Annotated in this window: 21 protein-coding genes; 16 read left to right on the forward strand and 5 right to left on the reverse strand. The window is 67.5% G+C overall.

The window, feature by feature from the left end:
* Nucleotides 1-12: 12 nt before the first annotated feature.
* A complete protein-coding gene (glpK, locus tag M2282_RS17095; protein WP_280809970.1) occupies nt 13-1506 on the reverse strand; it encodes a glycerol kinase GlpK in 1494 nt (497 codons plus the stop codon).
* Between the two features lie 174 nt (nt 1507-1680).
* Complete coding sequence (locus M2282_RS17100) at nt 1681-2451, reverse strand: DeoR/GlpR family DNA-binding transcription regulator (protein WP_280809971.1); 771 nt, start codon at nt 2449-2451, stop codon at nt 1681-1683.
* A 129-nt stretch (nt 2452-2580) separates the two neighbouring features.
* Here M2282_RS17100 and glpD point away from each other — a divergent pair, with 129 nt between their 5' ends.
* From glpD to M2282_RS17180, 16 genes are all read left to right on the forward strand, one after another.
* Nucleotides 2581-4251 (forward strand): glycerol-3-phosphate dehydrogenase, encoded by a 1671-nt coding sequence (gene glpD, locus M2282_RS17105; protein WP_280809972.1) that lies wholly within the window; start codon nt 2581-2583, stop codon nt 4249-4251.
* On the forward strand, nt 4251-5324 hold the full coding sequence (locus M2282_RS17110; protein ID WP_280809973.1) for an ABC transporter ATP-binding protein: 1074 nt from the start codon (nt 4251-4253) through the stop codon (nt 5322-5324). The genes glpD and M2282_RS17110 overlap by 1 nt, the downstream gene beginning before the upstream one ends.
* Before the next feature lies 1 nt (nt 5325).
* Nucleotides 5326-6396, forward strand: a complete 1071-nt coding sequence (locus tag M2282_RS17115) for an ABC transporter ATP-binding protein (RefSeq protein WP_280809974.1) — start codon at nt 5326-5328, stop codon at nt 6394-6396.
* Nucleotides 6393-7283: a carbohydrate ABC transporter permease gene (locus M2282_RS17120; RefSeq protein WP_280809975.1), complete on the forward strand. Its 891-nt coding sequence runs from the start codon at nt 6393-6395 to the stop codon at nt 7281-7283. The genes M2282_RS17115 and M2282_RS17120 overlap by 4 nt, the downstream gene beginning before the upstream one ends.
* Nucleotides 7280-8092, forward strand: coding sequence for a carbohydrate ABC transporter permease (locus tag M2282_RS17125; protein WP_280809976.1), 813 nt, complete (start codon nt 7280-7282; stop codon nt 8090-8092). Before M2282_RS17120 ends, M2282_RS17125 begins: the two co-directional genes overlap by 4 nt.
* A 12-nt stretch (nt 8093-8104) precedes the next feature.
* Complete coding sequence (locus M2282_RS17130) at nt 8105-8413, forward strand: DUF2160 domain-containing protein (protein ID WP_198785922.1); 309 nt, start codon at nt 8105-8107, stop codon at nt 8411-8413.
* A gap of 90 nt (nt 8414-8503) precedes the next feature.
* On the forward strand, nt 8504-10237 hold the full coding sequence (locus tag M2282_RS17135) for an ABC transporter substrate-binding protein (RefSeq protein ID WP_280809977.1): 1734 nt from the start codon (nt 8504-8506) through the stop codon (nt 10235-10237).
* Between the two features lie 135 nt (nt 10238-10372).
* Nucleotides 10373-11404 (forward strand): dialkylrecorsinol condensing enzyme, encoded by a 1032-nt coding sequence (locus M2282_RS17140; protein WP_280809978.1) that lies wholly within the window; start codon nt 10373-10375, stop codon nt 11402-11404.
* Entirely contained in the window at nt 11394-12530 is a 1137-nt protein-coding gene (locus M2282_RS17145; protein WP_280809979.1) for a beta-ketoacyl-ACP synthase III, read from the forward strand. Before M2282_RS17140 ends, M2282_RS17145 begins: the two co-directional genes overlap by 11 nt.
* A 2-nt stretch (nt 12531-12532) precedes the next feature.
* Nucleotides 12533-12928 (forward strand): hypothetical protein, encoded by a 396-nt coding sequence (locus M2282_RS17150; protein ID WP_280809980.1) that lies wholly within the window; start codon nt 12533-12535, stop codon nt 12926-12928.
* Nucleotides 12925-13905: a BtrH N-terminal domain-containing protein gene (locus tag M2282_RS17155; protein WP_280809981.1), complete on the forward strand. Its 981-nt coding sequence runs from the start codon at nt 12925-12927 to the stop codon at nt 13903-13905. The genes M2282_RS17150 and M2282_RS17155 overlap by 4 nt, the downstream gene beginning before the upstream one ends.
* Nucleotides 13906-13909: 4 nt before the next feature.
* Nucleotides 13910-14818, forward strand: a complete 909-nt coding sequence (locus M2282_RS17160; RefSeq protein WP_280809982.1) for an ABC transporter ATP-binding protein — start codon at nt 13910-13912, stop codon at nt 14816-14818.
* 28 nt (nt 14819-14846) lie between these two features.
* On the forward strand, nt 14847-16004 hold the full coding sequence (locus M2282_RS17165) for an ABC transporter permease (RefSeq protein ID WP_280809983.1): 1158 nt from the start codon (nt 14847-14849) through the stop codon (nt 16002-16004).
* A 38-nt stretch (nt 16005-16042) separates the two neighbouring features.
* Nucleotides 16043-16273 carry an acyl carrier protein gene (locus M2282_RS17170; protein ID WP_348541740.1) on the forward strand — a complete coding sequence of 77 codons (231 nt, stop codon included), beginning with the start codon at nt 16043-16045 and terminating at the stop codon, nt 16271-16273.
* Complete coding sequence (locus M2282_RS17175; protein ID WP_280809985.1) at nt 16270-17343, forward strand: beta-ketoacyl synthase N-terminal-like domain-containing protein; 1074 nt, start codon at nt 16270-16272, stop codon at nt 17341-17343. The genes M2282_RS17170 and M2282_RS17175 overlap by 4 nt, the downstream gene beginning before the upstream one ends.
* Entirely contained in the window at nt 17340-17870 is a 531-nt protein-coding gene (locus M2282_RS17180; protein WP_280809986.1) for a hypothetical protein, read from the forward strand. Before M2282_RS17175 ends, M2282_RS17180 begins: the two co-directional genes overlap by 4 nt.
* Nucleotides 17871-17886: 16 nt before the next feature.
* Here M2282_RS17180 and M2282_RS17185 read toward each other — a convergent pair whose 3' ends face one another.
* From M2282_RS17185 to M2282_RS17195, 3 genes are read right to left on the reverse strand one after another with little or no spacing between them, the layout of a single operon-like run.
* Nucleotides 17887-18510 (reverse strand): HD domain-containing protein, encoded by a 624-nt coding sequence (locus M2282_RS17185; RefSeq protein WP_280809987.1) that lies wholly within the window; start codon nt 18508-18510, stop codon nt 17887-17889.
* Nucleotides 18511-18514: 4 nt separating this feature from the next.
* Nucleotides 18515-19618 carry a lytic murein transglycosylase B gene (gene mltB / locus M2282_RS17190; RefSeq protein WP_280809988.1) on the reverse strand — a complete coding sequence of 368 codons (1104 nt, stop codon included), beginning with the start codon at nt 19616-19618 and terminating at the stop codon, nt 18515-18517.
* 53 nt (nt 19619-19671) lie between these two features.
* The gene (locus tag M2282_RS17195; protein WP_280809989.1) at nt 19672-21693 is read right to left on the reverse strand and encodes a DUF3488 and transglutaminase-like domain-containing protein; all 2022 of its coding nucleotides are present in this window, start codon (nt 21691-21693) and stop codon (nt 19672-19674) included.
* Between the last annotated feature and the right edge of the window lie 65 nt (nt 21694-21758).

Genomic DNA, 21758 nt, shown 5'->3' on the forward strand with positions numbered 1-21758 from the left:
GTGTTTGGCTTCTCAGGTCGCCGTGGCTTGCCGCACCGCGCGCTCCCAGCGCGCCATCGATTCCTCGGCCTGCGCACGGCCCATGGTCGGCAGGAAGCGCCGCTCCACCTTCCACAGTTTCGAGAGCTGGCGCGCGTCCGCATAGACGCCGGTCGACAGCCCCGCAAGGTACGCGGCGCCGAGCGCGGTGGTCTCGATCACCTCGGGCCGCACCACCGGAATGCCCAGCAGGTCGGCCTGGAACTGCATCAGCAGGTCGTTGACGCTCGCGCCGCCGTCCACGCGCAGCTCGGCCACCGGCTTGCCGCCGGCTGCCACCGCATCGCGGCTCATGGCCTGCAGCAGGGCGGCGCTCTGGTAGGCGATGCTCTCCAGCGCGGCGCGTGCGATGTGCGCCACCGTCGTGCCGCGCGTGAGGCCGGTGATCGTGCCGCGCGCATCGGCGTCCCAGTAGGGCGCGCCAAGGCCGGTGAAGGCCGGCACCATCATCACGCCGCCTGCATCGGGCACGCTCTCGGCGAGCGACTGCACCTCGGCGCTGCCCTTGATGGCCTTGAGACCGTCGCGCAGCCACTGCACCACGGCGCCGCCGACGAACACGCTGCCTTCCATCGCGTACTGCGGGGTCGTGTCGGCCTGCGCCGCGCTGGTCACCAGCAGGCCGTTGTGCGAGGGCTGGAACGCGCCGCCCGTGTGCATCAGCAGGAAGCAACCGGTGCCGTAGGTGTTCTTGGCCATGCCGGCCTCGAAGCAGGCCTGGCCGAATAGGGCGCTCTGCTGGTCGCCCGCCACGCCGCCGATGGGCAGCGTGTGGCCGAGCAGCGCGGCATCGGTGTCGGCGAAGTGCGAGCTCGAGGGCTGCACCTTGGGCAGCAGCGCGGCGGGGATGTCGAGCGCCTTGAGCAGGTCGGCGTCCCACTCGTTCGTGTGCACGTTGAAGAGCATCGTGCGCGAGGCGTTGCTCACGTCGGTCACATGCACCTTGCCGCCGGTGAGCTGCCACATGAGCCAGCTGTCCACCGTGCCGAAGGCCAGGTCGCCGCGCTCGGCCTCGGCGCGTGCGCCGGGCACGTTGTCGAGCAGCCAGCGCAGCTTGGTGCCGGAGAAATACGCATCGATCACAAGGCCAGTCTTCTCGCGGATGGTGTCGGTCATGCCCTCGTCGCGCAGCTGCGCGCACAGCGGCTCGGCGCGGCGGTCCTGCCAGACGATGGCGTGGTGCACCGGCTGGCCGGTCTTGCGGTTCCACAGCACGGTGGTCTCGCGCTGGTTGGTGATGCCGATGGCGTGGATGTCGGTGGGCTTGAGCTTCGCCTTCACCAGCACTTCGCGCGCGGTGGCGAGCTGGCTGCGCCAGATTTCCATCGGATCGTGCTCGACCCAGCCGGGCTGCGGATAGATCTGCGTGAGTTCCTTCTGTGCGATGGCGACGATGTGGCCTTCGCGGTCGAACACGATGCTGCGGGAGCTGGAGGTGCCTTGGTCGAGGGCTAGCAGGTAGGTCATGGGTTCATGTTCCTCTGGGTCCGGTCAATGGAGCGGAATGGTCTTGCTCCTTCCCCTTCCGGGGGAAGGCGGGGATGGGGGCAGGCCTTCGATCAGGCGCTGCGTCTTTTTGGAAGCCGTCGTGCCCCCACCCCAACCCTCCCCCGGAAGGGGAGGGAGCAATGCAGGGAGCGGTCATGTTTCGCGCGCGATCTCGAGGCGGACCTGCGCGCTGTGCAACAGATCAGCAAAAGGCGCCGGCGGCGCGGCATCGGTGAAGAGGCGATCGATCTGCGAGAGCGTGCCCAGCTGGATCATCGCCGGCCGGTTGAACTTGCTCGCATCCGCCGCGAGCCACACTTCGCGCCCCTGCGCAATGATGGTCTGCGCCACCTTCACTTCGCGCAGGTCGAAGTCGCGCAGCGACCCGTCGGCCTCGATGCTCGACACGCCGATGAGCGCGATGTCGACCTTGAACTGGCGGATGAAATCGATGGTCGCCTCGCCCACGACGGCGCGGTCGCGCGCGCGCACCGAGCCGCCCGCCACGATCACCTCGCACGAGGTGTTGCCGCTCAGGATGGTCGCCACGTTCAGGTTGTTGGTGATCACGCGCAGCCCCGTGTGGCGCAGCAGCGCCTTGGCGATGGCCTCGGTGGTGGTGCCGATGTTCAGGATCAGCGAGCAGTCGTTGGGCACCAGCTCGGCCACGCGCTGCGCAATGCGCGCCTTGCCTTCGGCATTCAGCGTTTCGCGCTGCTGGTAGCCGATGTTCTCGGTGGTCGAGCTGGGCATGCGCACGCCGCCGTGAAAGCGCGTGAGCAGCCCCTCGTCGGCCAGCCGCTGCACGTCGCGCCGCACGGTCTGCAGGGTCACGCCCAGCATGTCGGCCAACTGCTCGACGGTGACGGAGCCGCGCGTGCGCACGGTGTCCAGGAGATTGATCTGGCGCGGGTTGGAGTTCACAAAGGCGTCGTGGAGTGCGTGAAGACTGCGGGGATGGCCCAACGGTACAGGGCGCGTCACTTTAAAGCGAACCAAAACGAACCCGACTAAGGGAAAACTCGGAGGAAAATCGCGCTAAAAGGAATCCAAATGAAAAAACACGAAAATACAATGGCGCCCTTCAGTGACCTAAGTCACGGTTCTACGGACTCCATTGTTGTGAGCGATTTCTCCTCAAATCCGCCTCTGCCGGCCACCGAATGCGACGTACTGATCGTCGGCGGCGGCATCAATGGCTGCGGCATCGCGCGTGACCTCGCCGGCCGCGGCTGGCGCGTCGTGCTGTGCGAAAAGGACGACCTCGCCTCGCACACGTCTTCCTCTTCCACCAAGCTGATCCACGGCGGTCTGCGCTACCTGGAGTACTACGAGTTCTCGCTGGTGCGCAAGGCGCTGCAGGAGCGCGAGGTGCTTCTCAAGAGCGCACCGCACATCATGTGGCCGCTGCGCTTCGTGATGCCGCACGACCCCTCGATGCGGCCAGCCTGGATGATCCGCATCGGCCTGTTCATGTACGACCACCTCGCCAGGCGCGAAGTGCTGCCGGGTTCGCGCAGCGTCGATCTGCGCAAGCATGCGGCCGGCAAGCCGCTCAAGGACCAGTACAAGCGCGGCTTCGTCTATTCCGACGGCTGGGTCGACGACGCCCGGCTCGTGTTGTTGAACGCGCTCGATGCGCAAGCGCGCGGCGCCGAGGTGCTCACCCGCACCCGCTGCACCCATGCACAGCGCGATGCCGACGGATGGACCGCGACGCTCGAAGGCCCGCAGGGTACGCGCACCGTGCGTGCCCGCGCCGTGGTGAACGCAGCCGGACCCTGGGCCGAATCCTTCCTGCGCGGCGTGGCGCAATCGGCCAAGGGCGAAGCGCTGGCCACCAAGAGCCTGCGCCTCGTGAAGGGCAGCCACATCGTCGTGCCGCGCCTGTTCGAGCACGACCACGCGTACATCTTCCAGAACCCCGACAAGCGGATCATCTTCGCCATTCCCTACCAGGACGAGTTCACGCTGGTCGGCACCACCGACATCGAACTGAACGGCGACGACCCCGGCGCCGCGCGCATTGCGCAGGAAGAGATCGACTACCTCTGCACGCAGGCCAGCCGCTATTTCGAGAAGCCCATCGTGCCGGCCGACGTGGTGTGGACCTACTCGGGCGTGCGCCCGCTGCTGGACGATGCCTCGGGCGATCCCTCGGCCGTCACGCGCGACTACATGCTCGAGTCCAACACCACCGCCGCGCCGCTGCTGTCGGTGTGGGGCGGCAAGATCACCACCTTCCGCAAGCTCGCGGAAGACGCGGCCGACGAGGTCGGCAAGATGCTCGGCCAGTCGAACGCGCAGCGCCCCGCATGGACCGACGGCGCATTCCTCGCCGGCGGCGACCTGTCGGCGTGGATCGGCGCTGCAAAGCGGCCCGACGACGATTTCGAGCGCTTCGTCTCGGCCGTGCAGGCGAAGTACCCATGGCTCTACGGCAAGCTCACGCGCCGCCTCGCGCGCGCCTACGGCGCACGGGTGTCGGAGCTGCTCGGCGATGCGAAGTCGCTGGCCGACCTCGGCCCGGCCGTGGCGCCCGACCTGCACGAACGCGAACTGCGCTTCCTGCAGGACAAGGAGTGGGCCGTGAGTTCGGACGACGTGCTCTGGCGCCGCTCCAAGCTGGGCCTGCACTACACGGCGGCCGAGCGGGAACAGGTCGCGGCCTGGCTGCAGGCCAACGCGAAGAACAACAACACATCGGAAGTGAAGGTGAGCTGATGCAGCTGACTCTGGAGCGCGTCACCAAGAAGGTCGGCGCGCAGACATGGCTCTATGAACAGAGCATCGCCCCCAAGAGCGGCGCGGTGACCGTTCTGCTGGGCGCCACGCAGGCGGGCAAGACCAGCCTGATGCGCCTAATGGCGGGGCTCGACACGCCCACCACCGGCCGCGTGCTGGTCGACGGCAAGGACGTGACCGGCATGCCGGTGCGCGAGCGCAACGTCGCGATGGTCTACCAGCAGTTCATCAACTATCCGTCGCTCAAGGTGTCCGACAACATCGCCTCGCCGCTCAAGCTGCGCGGCGAGCAGAACATCGATGCGCGGGTCAAGGCGCTGGCCGACAAGCTGCACATCGGCATGTTCCTGGACCGCCTGCCGGCCGAGCTCTCGGGCGGCCAGCAGCAGCGCGTGGCGCTGGCGCGTGCGCTGGCCAAGAACGCACCGCTGATGCTGCTCGACGAGCCGCTGGTGAACCTGGACTACAAGCTGCGCGAGGGCCTGCGCGAAGAGCTCACGCAACTGTTCGCCACCGGCGACTCGACCGTGATCTACGCGACCACCGAACCCGGCGAAGCATTGCTGCTGGGCGGCTACACCGCGGTGATGGATGCGGGCGAACTGCTGCAATACGGCCCGACCGCCGAGGTGTTCCATGCGCCGCAATCGCTGCGCGTGGCGCGCGCCTTCAGCGATCCGCCGATGAACCTGCTGGCCGGCACCGCCACCGCGGGCCGCGTGCAACTGGGTGGTGGCCCGGCGCTTGCGCTGGCCTTGCCCGACAACGTGTCGGGTCCGGTCACGATCGGCCTGCGCGCGAGTGCATTGAATGTGGGCGCGGGCGAGGGCGACATCGCCTTGCCCGGCAAGGTGGAACTGGCCGAGATCTCGGGCTCCGACACCTTCGTTCACGTCGAGACGCCGGTCGGCGAACTGGTGGCGCAGCTCACCGGTGTGCACCGCTTCGAGCTGGGCGCTTCGATCACGCTGTACTTCAGCGCCCGCCAGGCCTATGTGTTCGATGCCGGCGAAAAGCTGGCGCTCGCGCCCGCATGGCGCAAAGGAAACTGAGATGGCACGCATCGATCTCGACCTGGCCCACGCCTACCGCGCCAACCCCACGCAGGACAGCGACTACGCGCTGCTGCCGCTGAAGATGAGCTTTCGCGACGGCGGCGCCTACGCCTTGCTCGGCCCCTCGGGCTGCGGCAAGACGACCATGCTCAACATCATCTCGGGCCTGCTCGTGCCTTCGCAGGGCACTGTGACTTTCGATGGCCGCGACATGACGCGCGCCACGCCGCAGGAACGCAATATCGCGCAGGTGTTCCAGTTCCCGGTGATCTACGACACCATGACCGTGGCCGAGAACCTCGCGTTCCCGCTGCGCAACCGCAAGGTGCCCGAAGACCAGATCAAGAAGCGTGTCGGCGAGATCGCCGAGATGCTCGACATGAGCGGGCAGCTCAACCAGCGCGCGGCGGGCCTCGCGGCCGACGCCAAGCAGAAGATCTCGCTGGGCCGCGGCCTGGTGCGCAGCGACGTGTCGGCGGTGCTCTTCGACGAGCCGCTGACGGTGATCGATCCGCACCTGAAGTGGCAACTGCGCCGCAAGTTGAAGCAGATCCATCGCGAGCTGAAGCTCACGCTGATCTACGTGACGCACGACCAGGTCGAGGCGCTCACCTTCGCTGAAGAGGTGGTGGTCATGACGCGCGGCAAGGCGGTGCAGGTGGGCAGCGCCGAGGCCCTGTTCGAGCGGCCGGCCCATACCTTCGTCGGCCACTTCATCGGCTCGCCGGGCATGAACTTCCTGTCGGCCAAGAGTGCGAACGGTGCGCTCGAAGTGGCGGGCACGCCGCTGGTGCCCACGCGCGAGCTGCCGCAAGGCGCGCTCAAGATCGGCATTCGCCCCGAATACCTGCGCCTGTCGAATGCCGGTGCCGCAGGCGCCGTGCCCGCGGTGGTCAAGCAGGTGCAGGACGTGGGCACGCACGCGATGCTGAGCGCCGAAGTCGACGGCATCGTGATCAAGGTGCGGCTGCATTCCGACGAGCAGCCGCCGGCCGTAGGCGCCACGGTGTGGCTGCGGGTGCTGGACGCCCACACCTGCTATTACAAGGACGAGGAACTGGTCGCATGAACGCCACCAACAAACCCATCAATCAAAAAGCCTGGTGGCTCGTGCTGCCGGTGCTGATCTGCGTGGCCTTCTCGGCCATCGTGCCGCTGATGACGGTGGTCAACTACTCGGTGCAGGACATCATCTCGCCCGAGCGCCGAGTGTTCGTGGGCACCGAATGGTTCGCCTCGGTGATGCGCGACGACGAGCTGCACCAGGCGCTGTGGCGCCAGCTAGGCTTCTCGCTGTCGGTGCTGCTGGTGGAAATTCCGCTGGGCATCGGCCTCGCGCTCTCGATGCCGGCCAAGGGCTGGAAGTCGTCGGCGGTGCTGGTGGTGGTGGCGCTCTCGCTGCTGATTCCATGGAACGTCGTCGGCACCATCTGGCAGATCTACGGCCGTGCCGACATCGGCCTGCTGGGCCATGCGCTGCAGACGCTGGGCATCGACTACAACTACACCGGCAACGCGGCCGACGCCTGGCTCACCGTGCTGGTGATGGACGTGTGGCACTGGACGCCGCTGGTGGCGCTGCTTTGTTACGCGGGCCTGCGCTCCATTCCCGACGCCTACTACCAGGCAGCGCGCATCGACGGTGCGAGCAAGTTCGCGGTGTTCCGCTACATCCAGCTGCCCAAGATGCGCGGCGTGCTGATGATCGCGGTGCTGCTGCGCTTCATGGACAGCTTCATGATCTACACCGAGCCCTTCGTGCTGACGGGCGGCGGGCCGGGCAATGCGACCACGTTCCTGAGCCAATACCTCACGCAGAAGGCCGTGGGGCAGTTCGACCTCGGGCCGGCGGCGGCGTTCTCGCTCATCTATTTCCTGATCATCCTGTTGTTCTGCTTCGTGCTCTACAACTGGATGCAGCGGGTCGGCACGCAAGAAGTGGAGAAAGAACAATGAACGAAAAACGCTTCCACAAGCGCAGCATCTTTTTGGTGCTGTACATCCTGTTCGCGCTGTTGCCCATCTACTGGATGATCAACATGAGCTTCAAGACGAACGAGGAGATTCTTTCGAGCTTCTCGTTCTTCCCGCAGCACCTGACCTGGGCGAACTACGCGCGCATCTTCACCGACGAGTCGTGGTACTCGGGCTACATCAACAGCCTGATCTACGTGGCGATCAACACGGTGATCTCGCTCACCGTGGCGCTGCCGGCGGCGTATGCGTTCTCGCGCTATTCGTTCCTGGGCGACAAGCATGTGTTCTTCTGGCTGCTGACGAACCGCATGACGCCGCCCGCGGTGTTCCTGCTGCCGTTCTTCCAGCTCTACAGCACGGTCGGCCTGATGGACACGCATCTGGGCGTGGCGCTTGCGCACCTGCTGTTCAACGTGCCGCTGGCGGTGTGGATTCTTGAAGGCTTCATGAGCGGCATTCCGCGCGAGATCGACGAGACGGCGTATATCGACGGCTACTCGTTCCCGCGCTTCTTCCTCACCATCTTCCTGCCGCTCATCAAGGCGGGCGTGGGTGTGGCGGCGTTCTTCTGCTTCATGTTCAGCTGGGTCGAGCTGCTGCTGGCGCGCACGCTCACGAGCGTGAATGCGAAGCCCATCGTCGCGACGATGACGCGCACGGTGAGCGCATCGGGCATGGACTGGGCAACGCTGGCGGCAGCGGGCGTGCTCACGATCGTGCCGGGCGCGATCGTGATCTGGTTCGTGCGTCACTACATCGCGAAGGGTTTCGCGATGGGTCGCGTTTAAGGAGGTCGAAAGATGTTCGACTGGATGGTCTGGACCACCCCGGTGGCCGTATTTTTCATCTGCATCGCGCTCATGCTGGTCGGCATGACGGTGTGGGAATTCAAGTCGCCCACCACGATGCGGCGCGGCTGGCTGCCTATTGCCACCACGCGCGGCGACCGGCTCTTCATCGGGCTGCTGTCGGCGGCCTATGTGAACCTGGTCTTCATCGGCCTGGCCGGCAAGTTCCAGGAATGGATGAGCCTGGAGGCCGAGCCCTCGATCTGGATCAGCTTCGTGCTGTCGATGTTCGTTCTTGCCCTTGTCATGCGCAAAGGCTAGACCCGTAGATTTTCGAGACGCGTCCGGCTCTCCGCCTCCCCGGAGCCGCGATGGAAAAAACCGGGGAAGCACAACCGAGGAGACACATTCATGAAGATGCGCTACACGGCACTGGCACTGGCAGCGGCGATGTTCGCCGCGCACGGCGCTGCATCGGCCGGCGAGGCCGAGGCGAAGAAATGGATCGACAGCGAATTCCAGCCGTCGACCCTGTCCAAGGACAAGCAGATGGAGGAGATGAAGTGGTTCATCGACGCCGCCAAGAAGCTGCAGGCCAAGGGTGTGAAGGAGGTGTCGGTCGTTTCCGAAACGCTGACCACCCATGAGTACGAATCGAAGACGCTGGCCAAGGCCTTCGAGGAAATCACCGGCATCAAGGTCAAGCACGACCTGATCCAGGAAGGCGACGTGGTCGAGAAGCTGCAGACCTCGATGCAGTCGGGCAAGTCGATCTACGACGGCTGGATCTCCGACTCCGACCTGATCGGCACGCACTACCGCTACGGCAAGATCATGTCGCTCACCGAGTACATGAAGGGCACGGGCAAGGAGTTCACCAACCCGGGCCTCGACCTCAAGGACTTCATCGGCACCAGCTTCACCACCGCGCCCGACGGCCAGCTCTACCAGCTGCCCGACCAGCAGTTCGCCAACCTGTACTGGTTCCGCGCCGACCTGTTCGCGCGCAAGGACCTGCAGGACAAGTTCAAGGCCAAGTACGGCTACGACCTGGGCGTGCCGCTCAACTGGAGCGCCTACGAAGACATCGCCGAGTTCTTCAGCGTCGACGTGAAGACCATCGACGGCAAGCCGATCTACGGCCACATGGACTACGGCAAGAAGGACCCGTCGCTCGGCTGGCGCTTCACCGATGCATGGCTCTCGATGGCCGGTGCCGCCGACAAGGGTATCCCCAACGGCATGCCTATCGACGAATGGGGTATTCGCGTGGCTGCCGACAAGTGCACGCCCACCGGCGCTTCGGTCTCGCGCGGTGGCGCCACCAACTCGCCGGCTGCCGTCTATGCGCTCACCAAGTACATCGACTGGATGAAGAAGTACGCGCCCAAGGAAGCCATGGGCATGACCTTCGGCGAATCCGGCCCGGTGCCGGCGCAAGGCCAGATCGCCCAGCAGATCTTCTGGTACACGGCCTTCACCGCCGACATGACCAAGAAGGGCCTGCCGGTCGTGAACGAGGACGGCTCGCCCAAGTGGCGCATGGCCCCCGGCCCGAACGGTCCGTACTGGAAGCAGGGCATGCAGAACGGCTACCAGGACGTGGGCTCGTGGACCTTCTTCAAGGGCCATGACGCCAACAAGACGGCAGCCGCCTGGCTCTACGCGCAGTTCATCACCGCCAAGACGACGTCGCTCAAGAAGTCGATCACCGGCCTGACCTTCATCCGCGACAGCGACATCCGCTCGGACTACTTCACGCAGAACGCCAACAAGTACGGCGGCCTGATCGAGTTCTACCGCAGTCCCGCGCGCGTGGCATGGACCCCGACCGGCACCAACGTGCCCGACTATCCGAAGCTCGCGCAGCTCTGGTGGAAGAACGTGGCCGAAGCCGTGACGGGTGAGAAGACCCCGCAGAAGGCGATGGACAACCTGGCCGACGAAATGGACAACGTGATGGCACGCCTGGAGCGCGCCGGCATGGCCCATTGCGCACCCAAGCTCAACCCCAAGGGCGACCCGGCCAAGTACCTGAGCGACGACCACGCCCCGTGGAAGAAGCTGGCCAACGAAAAGCCCAAGGGCGAGACCATCGACTACAACAAGCTGCTGGGCGCCTGGAAGGAAGGCAAGGTGCGCTGAGCGCGCCGCAGTCCGAACTGTCAGTTGCCACAGTGAAAGGGGCCGCGCCGGAGGGTGCGGCCCCTTTTTTCGTCCGGCGCCGCATGTTCGTGGGATCGGCGCGACGTCATGACCAATGGCAGATGCGTTTCGTTAATGATTGATTTACATTCGACGGCCCTCGAAACAGCCCACCCAGTGACTACCAGCTCTCCCAGTTCCGCCGACCCGGCCGCACGCCCCAAGCGGGTGCTGGTGATTCATTACTCGCAGTCCGGGCAGCTCGACAGCGTTGCCGCTCAGATGGTCGCGCCGTTGCGGGCCGACCCGTCCATCGAGGTGCACGAGGAAACGCTGCGTGCGCAGTCACCGTTTCCGTTCCCCTGGCCCTTCATCACCTTCTTCGACGCCTTCCCGGAGTCGGCCCACATGAAGCCGCCACCACTGGCGCCGCCCTCGCTCACGGGCGACGAAGACTTCGACCTCGTCATCCTGCCGTACCAGGTGTGGTTCCTGGCGCCATCGCAGCCGATCACCGCGTTCCTCAAGCATCCGCTGGCCGCACGGCTGCTCAAGGGCAAACCCGTGGTCACCGTCATCGCGTGCCGCAACATGTGGCTGCTGGCCCATGAAAAGCTCAAGGGCATGCTCGACGACGTGGGCGCGCGCCTCATCGACAACGTGGTGCTCACCGACCCCGGCCCGACGCTCGCCACCTTCTTCACCACGCCGGCGTGGCTCATCTGGGGACGCAAGCGCGGCTTCTGGGGCATGCCCGATGCGGGGCTCAGCCCTGTGCAAATCCGAAGGTCCGGCCGTTTCGGCCGTGCGCTGCGCGATGCGCTGCACGGCGACCTGGAGCGCGGCACGCAGCCGCTGCTGGCCGGCCTGGGCGCGGTGGAGGCCAATGCGCGCCTGCTGATCAGCGAGAAAGCCGGCACCCGCAGCTTCTTCCTCTGGGGCAAGCTCATCATGGCGGCCGGCGCGCCCGGCGCCTGGCAGCGCAAGCCGCTGCTGCTGCTCTATGTGGTGTTCCTGCTCGCGCTCATCGTGACGGTGGTGCCGGTGAGCCTGACGCTGCAGGCGCTTCTGCGACCATTGTTCAAGGGGTGGCTCACTAAAATGACAGCCCAATTCGAGCGCCCGTCGGGCTCTGCCACGGACCGCTCCCACCTCTATGACGACTGATGTCTTCCTGACCCGCACCGCTGCCTTTCTGCCCTTTTCCCCGGTCGGCAATGAAGACATCGAAGAAGTCCTCGGACGCATCGGCGGCAAGGCGTCGCGCGCGCGGCGGCTGATCCTGCGCAGCAATGGCATCCAGTCGCGCCACTACGCCATCGACCGCGCCACCGGCCAACTGGCCATGACCAATGCGCAGCTCACCGCCTCGGCCATTCGCGGGCTGGGCGACGACATCGGCCCGGTCGATTGCCTCGCCACCGGCACCTCGCTGCCCGACCAGCTCATGCCCAACCACGCGGTCATGGTGCATGGCGAACTCGGCTGGCCGCGGCTCGAAGTGGTGGCTTGCGCGGGCATCTGCCTGGCGGGCACCGCGGCGCTCAAGCATGCGTGGCTCTCGGTGCGCGCGGGCGATGCGCGCCGCGCGGTGGCCACGGGCTCGGAGCTGGCATCGGCCGTGATGCGCGGCGCCAATTTCGAAGCCGAGCTCGAACACAAGCTCGAAGCGCTGGAGGAGCGGCCCGAACTCGCCTTCGAGAAAGACTTCCTGCGCTGGATGCTCTCCGATGGCGCCGGTGCCGTGCTGCTGGAGCGCGAGCCGCGCGGGCCGCTGTCGCTGCGCGTCGACTGGATCGACCTGTCTTCGGCTGCGCACGAGCTGCCGGTGTGCATGTATGCCGGCGCCGACAAGAACGCCGAAGGCGGCCTGGATGGCTGGGCCCGCACCGCGCCGGCCGACTGGCACCGCGATTCGACCTTCGCCGTGAAGCAGGACGTGCGGCTGCTCAACGACAACATCGTGCGCGCCACGCTGGCCGAGCCACTCGCGGCCGTCATCGAGAAGCGCGGGCTCAAGGCGCAAGACATCGACTGGTTCCTGCCGCACCTGTCGTCGAACTATTTCGTAGAACCGGTGAGCCGCTGCCTCGATGCCATGGGCTTTTCGATTCCGCGCGAGCGCTGGTTCAGCAACCTCGCGCGCAAGGGCAATACCGGCTCGGCATCGCCTTACATCATGCTCGACGAACTGTTCCGTTCCGGGCGCATCCAGCCCGGCCACAAGCTGCTGATGTTCGTTCCGGAAAGCGGTCGCTTCTCCAGCGGCTTCATTCATATGGAAGCGGTGTAGCCATGGACCTCGACGCAGTTCCACAGGAGGGCAATGCGACCCTCGATGGCCATTCCAAACTGATGTACGCGCGCGATGCGCAGGGCCGCGTCGTCGCCACCACTTCGCGCGGCTGGGAGGCGGAAGAGATCGTCACCAGCCACGCGGTCGATGTGCTGGTGGAGCAAGCGAGGGAAGCGAAGGAGCGGGTGAAGGCCGGCCTCGCATCGCCGCTCGAATACTGGATGTACGAGCGCCGCATGGACGTGGCGCTGCTCTCGCAGACCAGCGGTTTCTGGCAATGGCGCGTGCGGCGCCATCTGCAGCCCCGGCAATTCGCGGCGCTCTCCCGGGCGCAGCTCGCGCGCTACGCCGAGGCGCTGGGCCTTCCGATTTCCACCTTGCAGGGCCTGCCGTGAACTTCCAACATCAACAGGCGGCGCACTGCGAAAGCGGCGTCATCTCCAGCCTGATGCGCCACCACGGCGCGCCGATGACCGAGGCCATGGCACTGGGCCTGTCGTCGGCGTTGTCGTTCGCGTACCTGCCGTTCATCAAGCTGTCGGGCCTGCCGCTCATCTCGTACCGCATGCCGCCCAAGGCCATCATCAAGGGCCTGCTGGCGCCGATGGCCGCGCGCTTCAGCTTCGAAACCTTCCGCAGCCCCGAGGCGGGGCAGCGGCGGCTCGATGCGCTGCTGGCCGACGGCCGGTTGGTGGGCCTGCAGACCTCGGTGTATTGGCTGCCGTACTTTCCGCCGAACATGCGCTTCCACTTCAACGCGCACAACCTGCTGGTCTACGGCAAGGACGGCGACGACTACCTGATCAGCGACCCGGTGTTCGAGGAGCCCGTGCGCTGCGCGAGCGCCGACCTCGCGCGCGCGCGCTTCGCCAAGGGCGTGCTCGCGCCCAAGGGCCTCATGTACTACCCGCAGGCCATCGATCGCAAGGCGGTCGATCCCGCCTCGGTGACCAAGGCCATCCGCAAGACGGTGCGCAACATGCTCGCGCCCATTCCCATCGTCGGCGTGCGCGGCATGCGCACGCTGGCCAACCGGCTGCAGCGGCTGTCGGCCACCGATCCGCGCAGCGTCGATTTCATCGGCCACCTGGTGCGCATGCAGGAAGAAATCGGCACCGGCGGGGCGGGCTTCCGCTTCATCTATGCAGGCTTCCTTCAGGAGGCCGCGCATTTGCTCGACAAGCCGCAGCTCACGCAGATGTCGGAGCGGCTCATCGCCATCGGCGACGGCTGGCGCGCCTTCGCGCTCAAGGCGGCGCGCATGGTGAAGGGGCGCGAGCCCGTCGATCCGGCCGCGCTGGCGGGCAGGCTTCGGGAGCAGGCGCAGCAGGAAGAGACGTTCTTCCGCGATCTCAAGGCTGCTGTCGCCTGAACCGATGCTCGAGCTGAAGCATCTCGGACACCGTTACCCGCACGCCGACGCGCCCGCGCTGGCCGATGTATCGCTCGCCGTGCCCAGGGGTTGCGTGCTGGGACTGCTGGGCCCGAACGGCGCCGGCAAGACCACGCTGATCTCGCATCTGTCGGGCGCGCTCGCGGTGCAGTCGGGCGAGATCCGCATCGACGGGCAGCCGCTGCAGCAGGTGCGCGCGAACACGCCGACGTGCATTGCCGTCGCGCCGCAGGACCAGGCCTTCTATTCGATGCTCACGGTGTCGGAGAACCTCGCATGCTTCGCCGCCGCAGGCCGGCTGTCGGGCGTGCGCAAGAAGGAGCGCATCGATGCCTGCATGCGCTTCTCGCAGCTCGAGTCGTTCGCGGGCGTGCGGGCCGACCGGCTCTCGGGCGGCCTCAAGCGGCGCCTGAACCTCGCGATCGCCTTGCTGCCCGAGCCCGAGCTCATGCTGTTCGACGAACCGACCGTCGGGGTCGATCCGCAATCGCGCGCCTTCATCCTCGATGCCATCCGGAGCCTCGCGCGGGCGGGCGCTGCGGTGATCTATGCCTCGCACTACATGGAAGAGATCGAGGCCATCGCCGACCGCGTCGCCATCCTCGACCATGGGCGCGTGCTGCGCGAAGGCTCGCTCGACGACCTGCTCTCCAGGAGCGCGATGCTGCTCACGCTGGCCGCCGACGGCCTCGATGCGCAGATGCTCTCGCGCTTCGGCACGGTGGAGCAGGGCGCCGGGCACTGGCGCATTCACCTGAACGCCGGCAGCGGCCCCGGCCCGGTACTTGCTGCGCTCGAGGCTTCGGGCATCGACGTGCGCCACGCCGAGTTCGGCCGCCATGACCTGGAGCAGCTCTTCATGGCACTCACCCACCGTTCGCTGCGCGACTGACCAATCGACGGACCGACCGACCGAACCCATGCTCATCGCACTCATCAGGAAGGAATTGCTCGCCCTCGTGCGCGACATGCACGGGCTGGCGGTGCTGTTCCTCATGCCGATGGTGTTCATCGTGCTGATGTCGCTCACGCTGAAGGAAATCTACCGCCCGCCGCTCGCCGAGCTGAGCTACGCCGTCGATGTGCGCGACACCGCCACGCCCGCCAAATGGCTGCTGCAGATCTGGCAGCGCAGCCACGGCGCGCCGCAGCCACTGGCCGCGGACTGGCAGGAGCGCCTGCGGAGCGGCGCGCTCAAGTACGTGATCGTGCTGGAGCCGGGCCTGTCGGAAGAACTGGAATCGGCTGCGCTTTCGACGAAGGCGCACATCCGGCTGCTGGCCGAACCCGGCATCGACGCCAACCTCTTCAACGCACTGCGCGCGGAACTCGTCGGCGCATCGGGCGAACTGAAGGCGCGCCTCGCGCTGGCGGTGCCCGGCACCGCGAGCCCGGCGCCCGATGCCTCCATCCAGGCGATGGTGCAGGCCGAGCGCTTCGCCACCGCGGGCCCGCGGCCCACCTCGGTGCAGCAGAACGTGCCGGCATGGCTGGTCTTCGGCATGTTCTTCGTGGTGGCCTCGCTCTCCAGCCTGTTCGTGCAGGAGCGCGGCTCGGGCGCGCTCGGCCGGCTGCAGAGCCTGGGTGTCTCGCGCACGATGCTGCTGGCTTCCAAGGCCCTGCCGTACCTGGGCGTGAATGCGTTGCAGGCGCTGCTGATGCTCGCGGCCGGCATCTGGTTCATGCCGCTGATCGGCGGCGATGCGCTCTCGCTCGCCGGCATCCACTGGGGCGCCTTGCTGCTCTCGCTCGCAGCCGTGAGCATGGCCGCGGTGAGCCTGTCGCTCGCGCTGGCATGCCTCGTGCGAACCCATGCGCAGGCCGCCACGCTCGGGCCGATGGTCAATGTGCTGATGGCGGCCGCTGGCGGCATCATGGTGCCCAAGTTCGTCATGCCGGGCTTCATGCAGCGGCTGGTCGAGGTCTCGCCGATGAACTGGGGGCTCGAAGCGCTCCTGACCGTGCTGCTGCGCGGCGGCGGCGTGGCCGATGCGTTGCCGCAGATCGGCCGGCTGGTCGTGTTCGCGGCGGCCATGTTCCTTCTTGCCGTCTTTCTGTTTCGCAGGCGCACACCGTGAGTACAGTGACCCCCGAATTCATTGCCAGCCTCAAGACGATGGTGCTCGAAGCCGTCGAGAAACAGGCGCCCCCCGGCGGCCTGGGCGACGACGAGCCGCTGTTCGGCCCCGAGGCGCGGCTGGACCTCGATTCGCTCGATGCCCTGCAGGTGTCGATGACGATCCAGCAGCGCTTCGGCGTGCGCATGCCGGACAGCAAGGAAACCCGCCGCGCGCTGACTTCCATCGCCCATCTGGCGGAACACCTCGCGCAGGCGGGAAAGGCATGAGCGGGAGCGTGTACCTGGCCGGCACCGGGCTGGCCTCCGTGCTCGGCAACGACATGCCCGGTGCGCTCGATGCCCTGCGGCGCGGCGGCATGCCGCCGACGCCCGTGTCCATTGCCCGCGGCGTCGGCTGGATGGTCTACAAGCTGCCTCCGCAAGAGGGCAGCTGGCGCGACCGCGTGCGGCGCACCGTGCGCCAGGTGGTCGCGCAGACCGGCGACTGGGGCGCGCGCACCGCACCGCTCTTCGTCGCCTCTTCCTCGCTCGACGTCGGCGAGATGGAGCACGAGAAGCCGGACCTGCGCCTGGGTGGCGACCTGCAGGACTTCGCCGGCATCGTCGCGGCGGCGCTCGACTGGCAAGGCCCGGTCTTCACCATTTCCACGGCCTGTACCTCGGCGCTCAACGCGCTGCTGGCCGCGGCCGACCTCATCCGCAGCGGCGGGGCCGACGAAGCGCTGGTGCTCGGCGCCGAACTGGACAACCGCTTCACCGCCGCCGGCTTTCGTGCGATGCAGCTGCTCGCGCCGGGCAGCGCCCAGCCCTTCGGCGCGGAGCGCAGGGGGCTGGTGCTCGGCGAGGCCGTGGCCGCGCTGCGCCTGGGCTCGCGGCCGGCGCGCTGGCGCATCACGGGTGGCGCGAACGTGGTCGACGGGCGCAATCCCTCGGGTACCGAGGCCAGCGCGGTGCGTGCCATGTGCCAGGCGGCGCTCGCGCAGAGCGGCCTGCGGCCCGATGACATCGACCTGATCAAGGTGCAGGCCGCGGGCAGTCCGGTCAACGACGCGATCGAGGTGGAGGCGCTCAAACAGGTGTTCGACCGGCTGCCGCCGCTGGTGTCGCTCAAGTCGTCGCTCGGCCACACGCTCGGTGCCGCGGGCGCCGCCGAGCTGGCCCTGCTGGTCGGCTGCATCGAGGGCGGCGTGTGGCCGTCGACCGACTATCCGCTGGACGACACGCTGGGCATCGCGCTGACGACCGAAGCGCCTGCGAAGCTGCGCAACATCTTGCTCAACGTGGTCGGCTTCGGCGGCGGGCATGCCTCGCTGATGCTCAGGGATTGCCACGCATGAGCGCCGCACCCCAGGAGATGGCCATGGTTGCCGGCATCCAGACCGTCTGGCGCACCGCCGCGCATTTCGTCGTTCATCCGCCGCCCGCGGACTGGCGCGACGAACTGGCCAGGCGCCTGGGCCGCCGGCCGCGCCGTGTCGGCCTGTGGACCGAACTCGCGATGTATGGCGCGCGCCGCTGCCTCGATGCGGCGGACGAGGCCGCATTGCCCCCGGGTGCGCGCCTGCGCGTGACCAGCAAGCGCGGCGCATGGGGCGCCACGTATGCGGGGCTGGAACAGCTCGATGCCGGGCTGCCGATGCCTTTCACCTTCATGCAGAGCCAGCCCGCGCTGATGCTGGCCGAGGTCGGCCGCTGCCTCGAATGGCAGGGCGACGCGAGCTTCATGCTGTGCCGCGATCCCGAGCGTCTGCTGCAGCTGTCGAAGCTGGGTGCTTCCCGCGACGGACTGCTGTTCGGCATCGTCGAGGAGGAGCGCAACGAGGAATTGCCGCGCACCGAGTGGTGGCGGCTGGTGCCGGCCTGAGGTGGCCGCCGCGGCCTCAGGCTGCAGCGATGGACCGCTGCAGGTTGGCTCGCGCGCGGGCCTCGAGCAGCGCGTGCATCCGGGGCGTGGCGTAGATCGCTTCGCGATCGAGAAAGCGCTGCAGGATCGCGCGCCTGCGCGGCAGCCGCACCTCGTCGGGCACGAAGGCGTATTCGGCGTGCACCTGGCGTTCGTATTCGTCGAAGCGCGCCTGCCCGGCGCCGAGGATGGAGAGGTCGATGTCGATCAGCAACTCTGCATCGCGGCCTTCGGGCACGGCGTCGTGGCGCGTGGCCATCACCAGGGCATGCACGCGCGCGGCGGCTTCATCGTTCGCGCCCGCGTTGCGCATGGCATCGCGCGCCCAGTCGGCGCTGCGCGCTTCGTTGTCGTGCGCATGCACGTCGTAGATGGCATCGTGGAACCACAGCGCGAGCGCCACTTCGCCGGGGCGTTCGGCCAGCGCCTTCTCGCGTTCGAACCATGCGAGGCACTCGCCCAGGTGCTGCATCGTGTGGTAGTGGCGCTGCGGCTCGCCGTAGCGGCGCTGCAGTTCGGCGCACAGCGCCTCGTCGGGCGCTGCGATGCCCACGGCGCGCCAGACATCGACCCAGTTGGCAAGCAGCGCCTCGGGCGTCATGGGGCTATTGCTCCATCGCGGCTTTGACCTCCTGGCCCAGGTCGAGCACCGACATCGCGTAGTAGCTGCTCCAGTTGTAGCGCGTGATCACGTAGAAGTTGCGCGTGCCGGCCACGTAGGTCGGCGGTGCGTCGGCGCCGTTCTGCAGCTCGATGAGCGCGAGCAGGCCCTTGTGGCGCAGGCCCTCGCCTTCGGGCACCGCGCCGGCGGCCACGAAGCTGTCGGCGCTGAAGGTCGGGAGGATGTCGGGCGCGAGCAGCAGGGCCTTCTTGAGCCGCGCTTCCTCGAAGTGCACCGGGTAGGTGGCGGGCATGCCGGGTGTCCAGCCGAAGCCCTTGAAGTAGCTCGCGACCGAACCGATCACGTCGGCGGGATTGTTGACCAGGTCGATGCGGCTGTCGCCATCGAAATCGACCGCGTACTTGGCGATGCTGCTGGGCATGAACTGCGGCATGCCCATGGCGCCGGCGTAGCTGCCCAGGGGCACCAGCGGATCTTCGGCGGTGCGGCTCTCGGTGCTCAGGAAGCTCTCGAGCTCGCCGCGGAAGAAGGCCTCGCGCTCGGCCGCGCGCGGATGGCCCTGCGGAAAGTCGAACGACAGCGTGGCCAGCGCATCGATCACCCGGAAGCTGCCCATGTTGCGGCCGTAGATGGTCTCCACGCCGATGATGCCGACGATGATCTCGGGAGGCACGCCGTACACCTGCTCGGCGCGCGCCAGCGTGTCGGCGTTGGCGCGCCAGAAGCGCACGCCGGCCGCGATGCGCACCGGATCGATGAAGCGGCTGCGGTAGGTCTGCCAGTTCTTCACCGTGCCCACCGGCCCCGGCAGCATCAGCCGCGGCACGTTGGGCAGGAAGCGTGCGCTGCCGATGGTGGCGCGAACCCATTCGCGGTCGAGGCCGCGGCGTGCGGCCACGTCGTCCGCGAATTGCATCGCGTCGTCGCGCGTGGCGTAGGGGATGCTGCCGCGAACGGGGCTCGTGGCGGCGTTGCGGCCGTTGGTGGTGGATTTCTGTGCCATGGCCCCCGTGGACACTGCGCAGCAAGCGGCGAGAAGAACGATGGCGGCGGCGGTGCGGGAGGGCTTGGGGAGAAAGAATCGCATCGGCCGATTGTGCCGCCCGCCCGCGCGGGGCTGCCGGCGGGACACATGTGGTTTCAGCCGCGTGGGTTTGCGGTGGGCCAGGCCAGGCGGCGGAACTCCGCGCGCAGGGCGGCGAGCGTCTCGGGCGCGACCTCGGCGTAGCGCTGGGCTTCGAGCTTCAGCAGCCAGTCGCGCACCGGTTGCGCGGCGGCGCCGAAGCGCGCGTCGGCCTGCGCCGCCATCTGGCGCGGCGGGGCGGTCTCGGGCACGGCCAAGCCGGCTTTCGCCAGGCGCGCGCGGGCCTGGCCGAGCAGGCGCAGCCACGGGTCGTGCCGGCTGCGCTCCCACAGCGTCCAGCCCGCGCCGGCGAGGCTCGCGGCGATCACCAGGTAGAGCAGCACGTAGGCGAGGTCTTCGAGGCTCGGCGCATCGAAGCCGAGGTTCTTCAGCAGGTTGAGCTGGCGGCTCTGGGTGTAGCTGAGCACCCACTGGTTCCAGCCGTTGTTCACCGCCTCCCAGGCGGCGCGCAGGTTCTGCACCAGCGTCGGACTCATCGCGCCGATGGCGCCGGCAAAAAGGCCCGGCTGCGGCACGAGCCGCTGCAACTGGCCGATGCGGCCGGGCGCGACCGAAGCCGTCGGGTCCACGCGCACCCAGCCCGATCCCTCTTGCCAGACTTCGGCCCAGGCGTGCGCATCGCGCTGGCGCACGGTCCAGTAGTTGTCGATGGTGTTGAGTTCGCCGCCCTGGTAGCCGGTCACGATGCGCGAGGGGATGCCCAGGTTGCGCATCAGCACCACGAAGGCCGAGGCGATGTGCTCGCAGAAGCCTTCCTTGCGGTCGAACCAGAATTCGTCGGCCGTGTCGTTGCCGTAGACGCCGGGCTCCAGTGTGTAGGTGTAGCCGCCGGTGCGCAGTCGCCGCAGCGCGGCCTGGACCAGGGCGGGCGTGGCGGCGCCTGCCAGGGCGGGGTCGTTGCGCATTTCCGCTGCGAGCGCGGCGGTGCGCGGGTTCGTGCCGGGGGGCAGCGCCAGGTAGGCCTGCAGCTGCCCGCCCGCGCGGCGCACCGGACCGCTCTGGAATCGCGGATGGCTTTCGGCGCGGTAGCGCAGCAGGTCGGTGACCGGCCGGTTCGAGAGCCACTGCAGATCGGACGTGCCGAAGACTTCGAGCCCGGGCGCTTCGGGGGGCTTCTGCGCCGCATCGAGAGTCAGCAGCCAGGGGCGATTGTTGGGCTCGAGCGTGACTTCGTAGCGCACGGGCTCGCCGGTCACGCGCAGGTTGGCGGGCCCTTGGCCGTCGCGCCGCCACGACGGCAGCGCTGTCCACTCGCGTCCGTCGAACTGGCCGAGCACCGGGCCGCGGAAGTAGAGCTGGCTTTGCGGCGGCACGCGGTTGTCCTCGAACTTGATGCGGGCGGCGATGCCGTCGTCGAGCGCCAGTTCGGCGATGGTGCCGACGCGCATCGTGTTCGACAGGCCCGTGCGCCCGGCCATTGCGTCGCTCGGCGTGCCCCACAGGGGCGCGAAGCGCGGGAACAGCAGGAACAGCGCCAGCATGATCGGCGCCCCGGCCAGCGCCATCCAGCCGGCGGTGCGCGCGGCCTGCATCAGCGGCGGCTTGCCGACGGGCATGTGCGCGTTGACCAGCGCGGTGAGCAGGCCCAGCAGCGCGAGCAGCATCGTGAAGGCCGTCAGCAGCGACTGCGAGTAGAAGAAGTTCGTGAGCATTGCGAAGAAGCCCAGGAAGAAGACGACGAAGGCGTCTCTTCGGGCGCGCAGCTCGAGGGTCTTGAGGGCCAGCAGGATGACGATGAGCGTGACGCCGGCGTCGCGGCCGAGGAGGGTGCGGTGGGTGGCGTAGGTGCCTGCCAGGGCCAGGGCGAGCAGGGCGATTCGCCACCACTTGCTGGGCAAGGGGCGCGCTTCCATGGCCAGTGAGCCGCGCCAGAGAAGGACCAGGGCTGTCAGGACTGTGCACCACCAAGGCAGGTTTTCTACTTGCGGCAGGACTATCAGGGCGATGACTGCCAGGAGGAAGAGGGTGTCTCTGGCGTCTCTTGGGAGGGTGTAGAGCTTTTGCATGAGCTTGTTCATGCTTTGTGCCTCTTTTTGAGGGCGGAGGCCGGGTCTCGCCCCGGCGGGCGACCTACTTTTCTTTG

This window comes from Variovorax boronicumulans, assembly GCF_029892485.1.
GTDB lineage: Bacteria > Pseudomonadota > Gammaproteobacteria > Burkholderiales > Burkholderiaceae_C > Variovorax > Variovorax boronicumulans_B.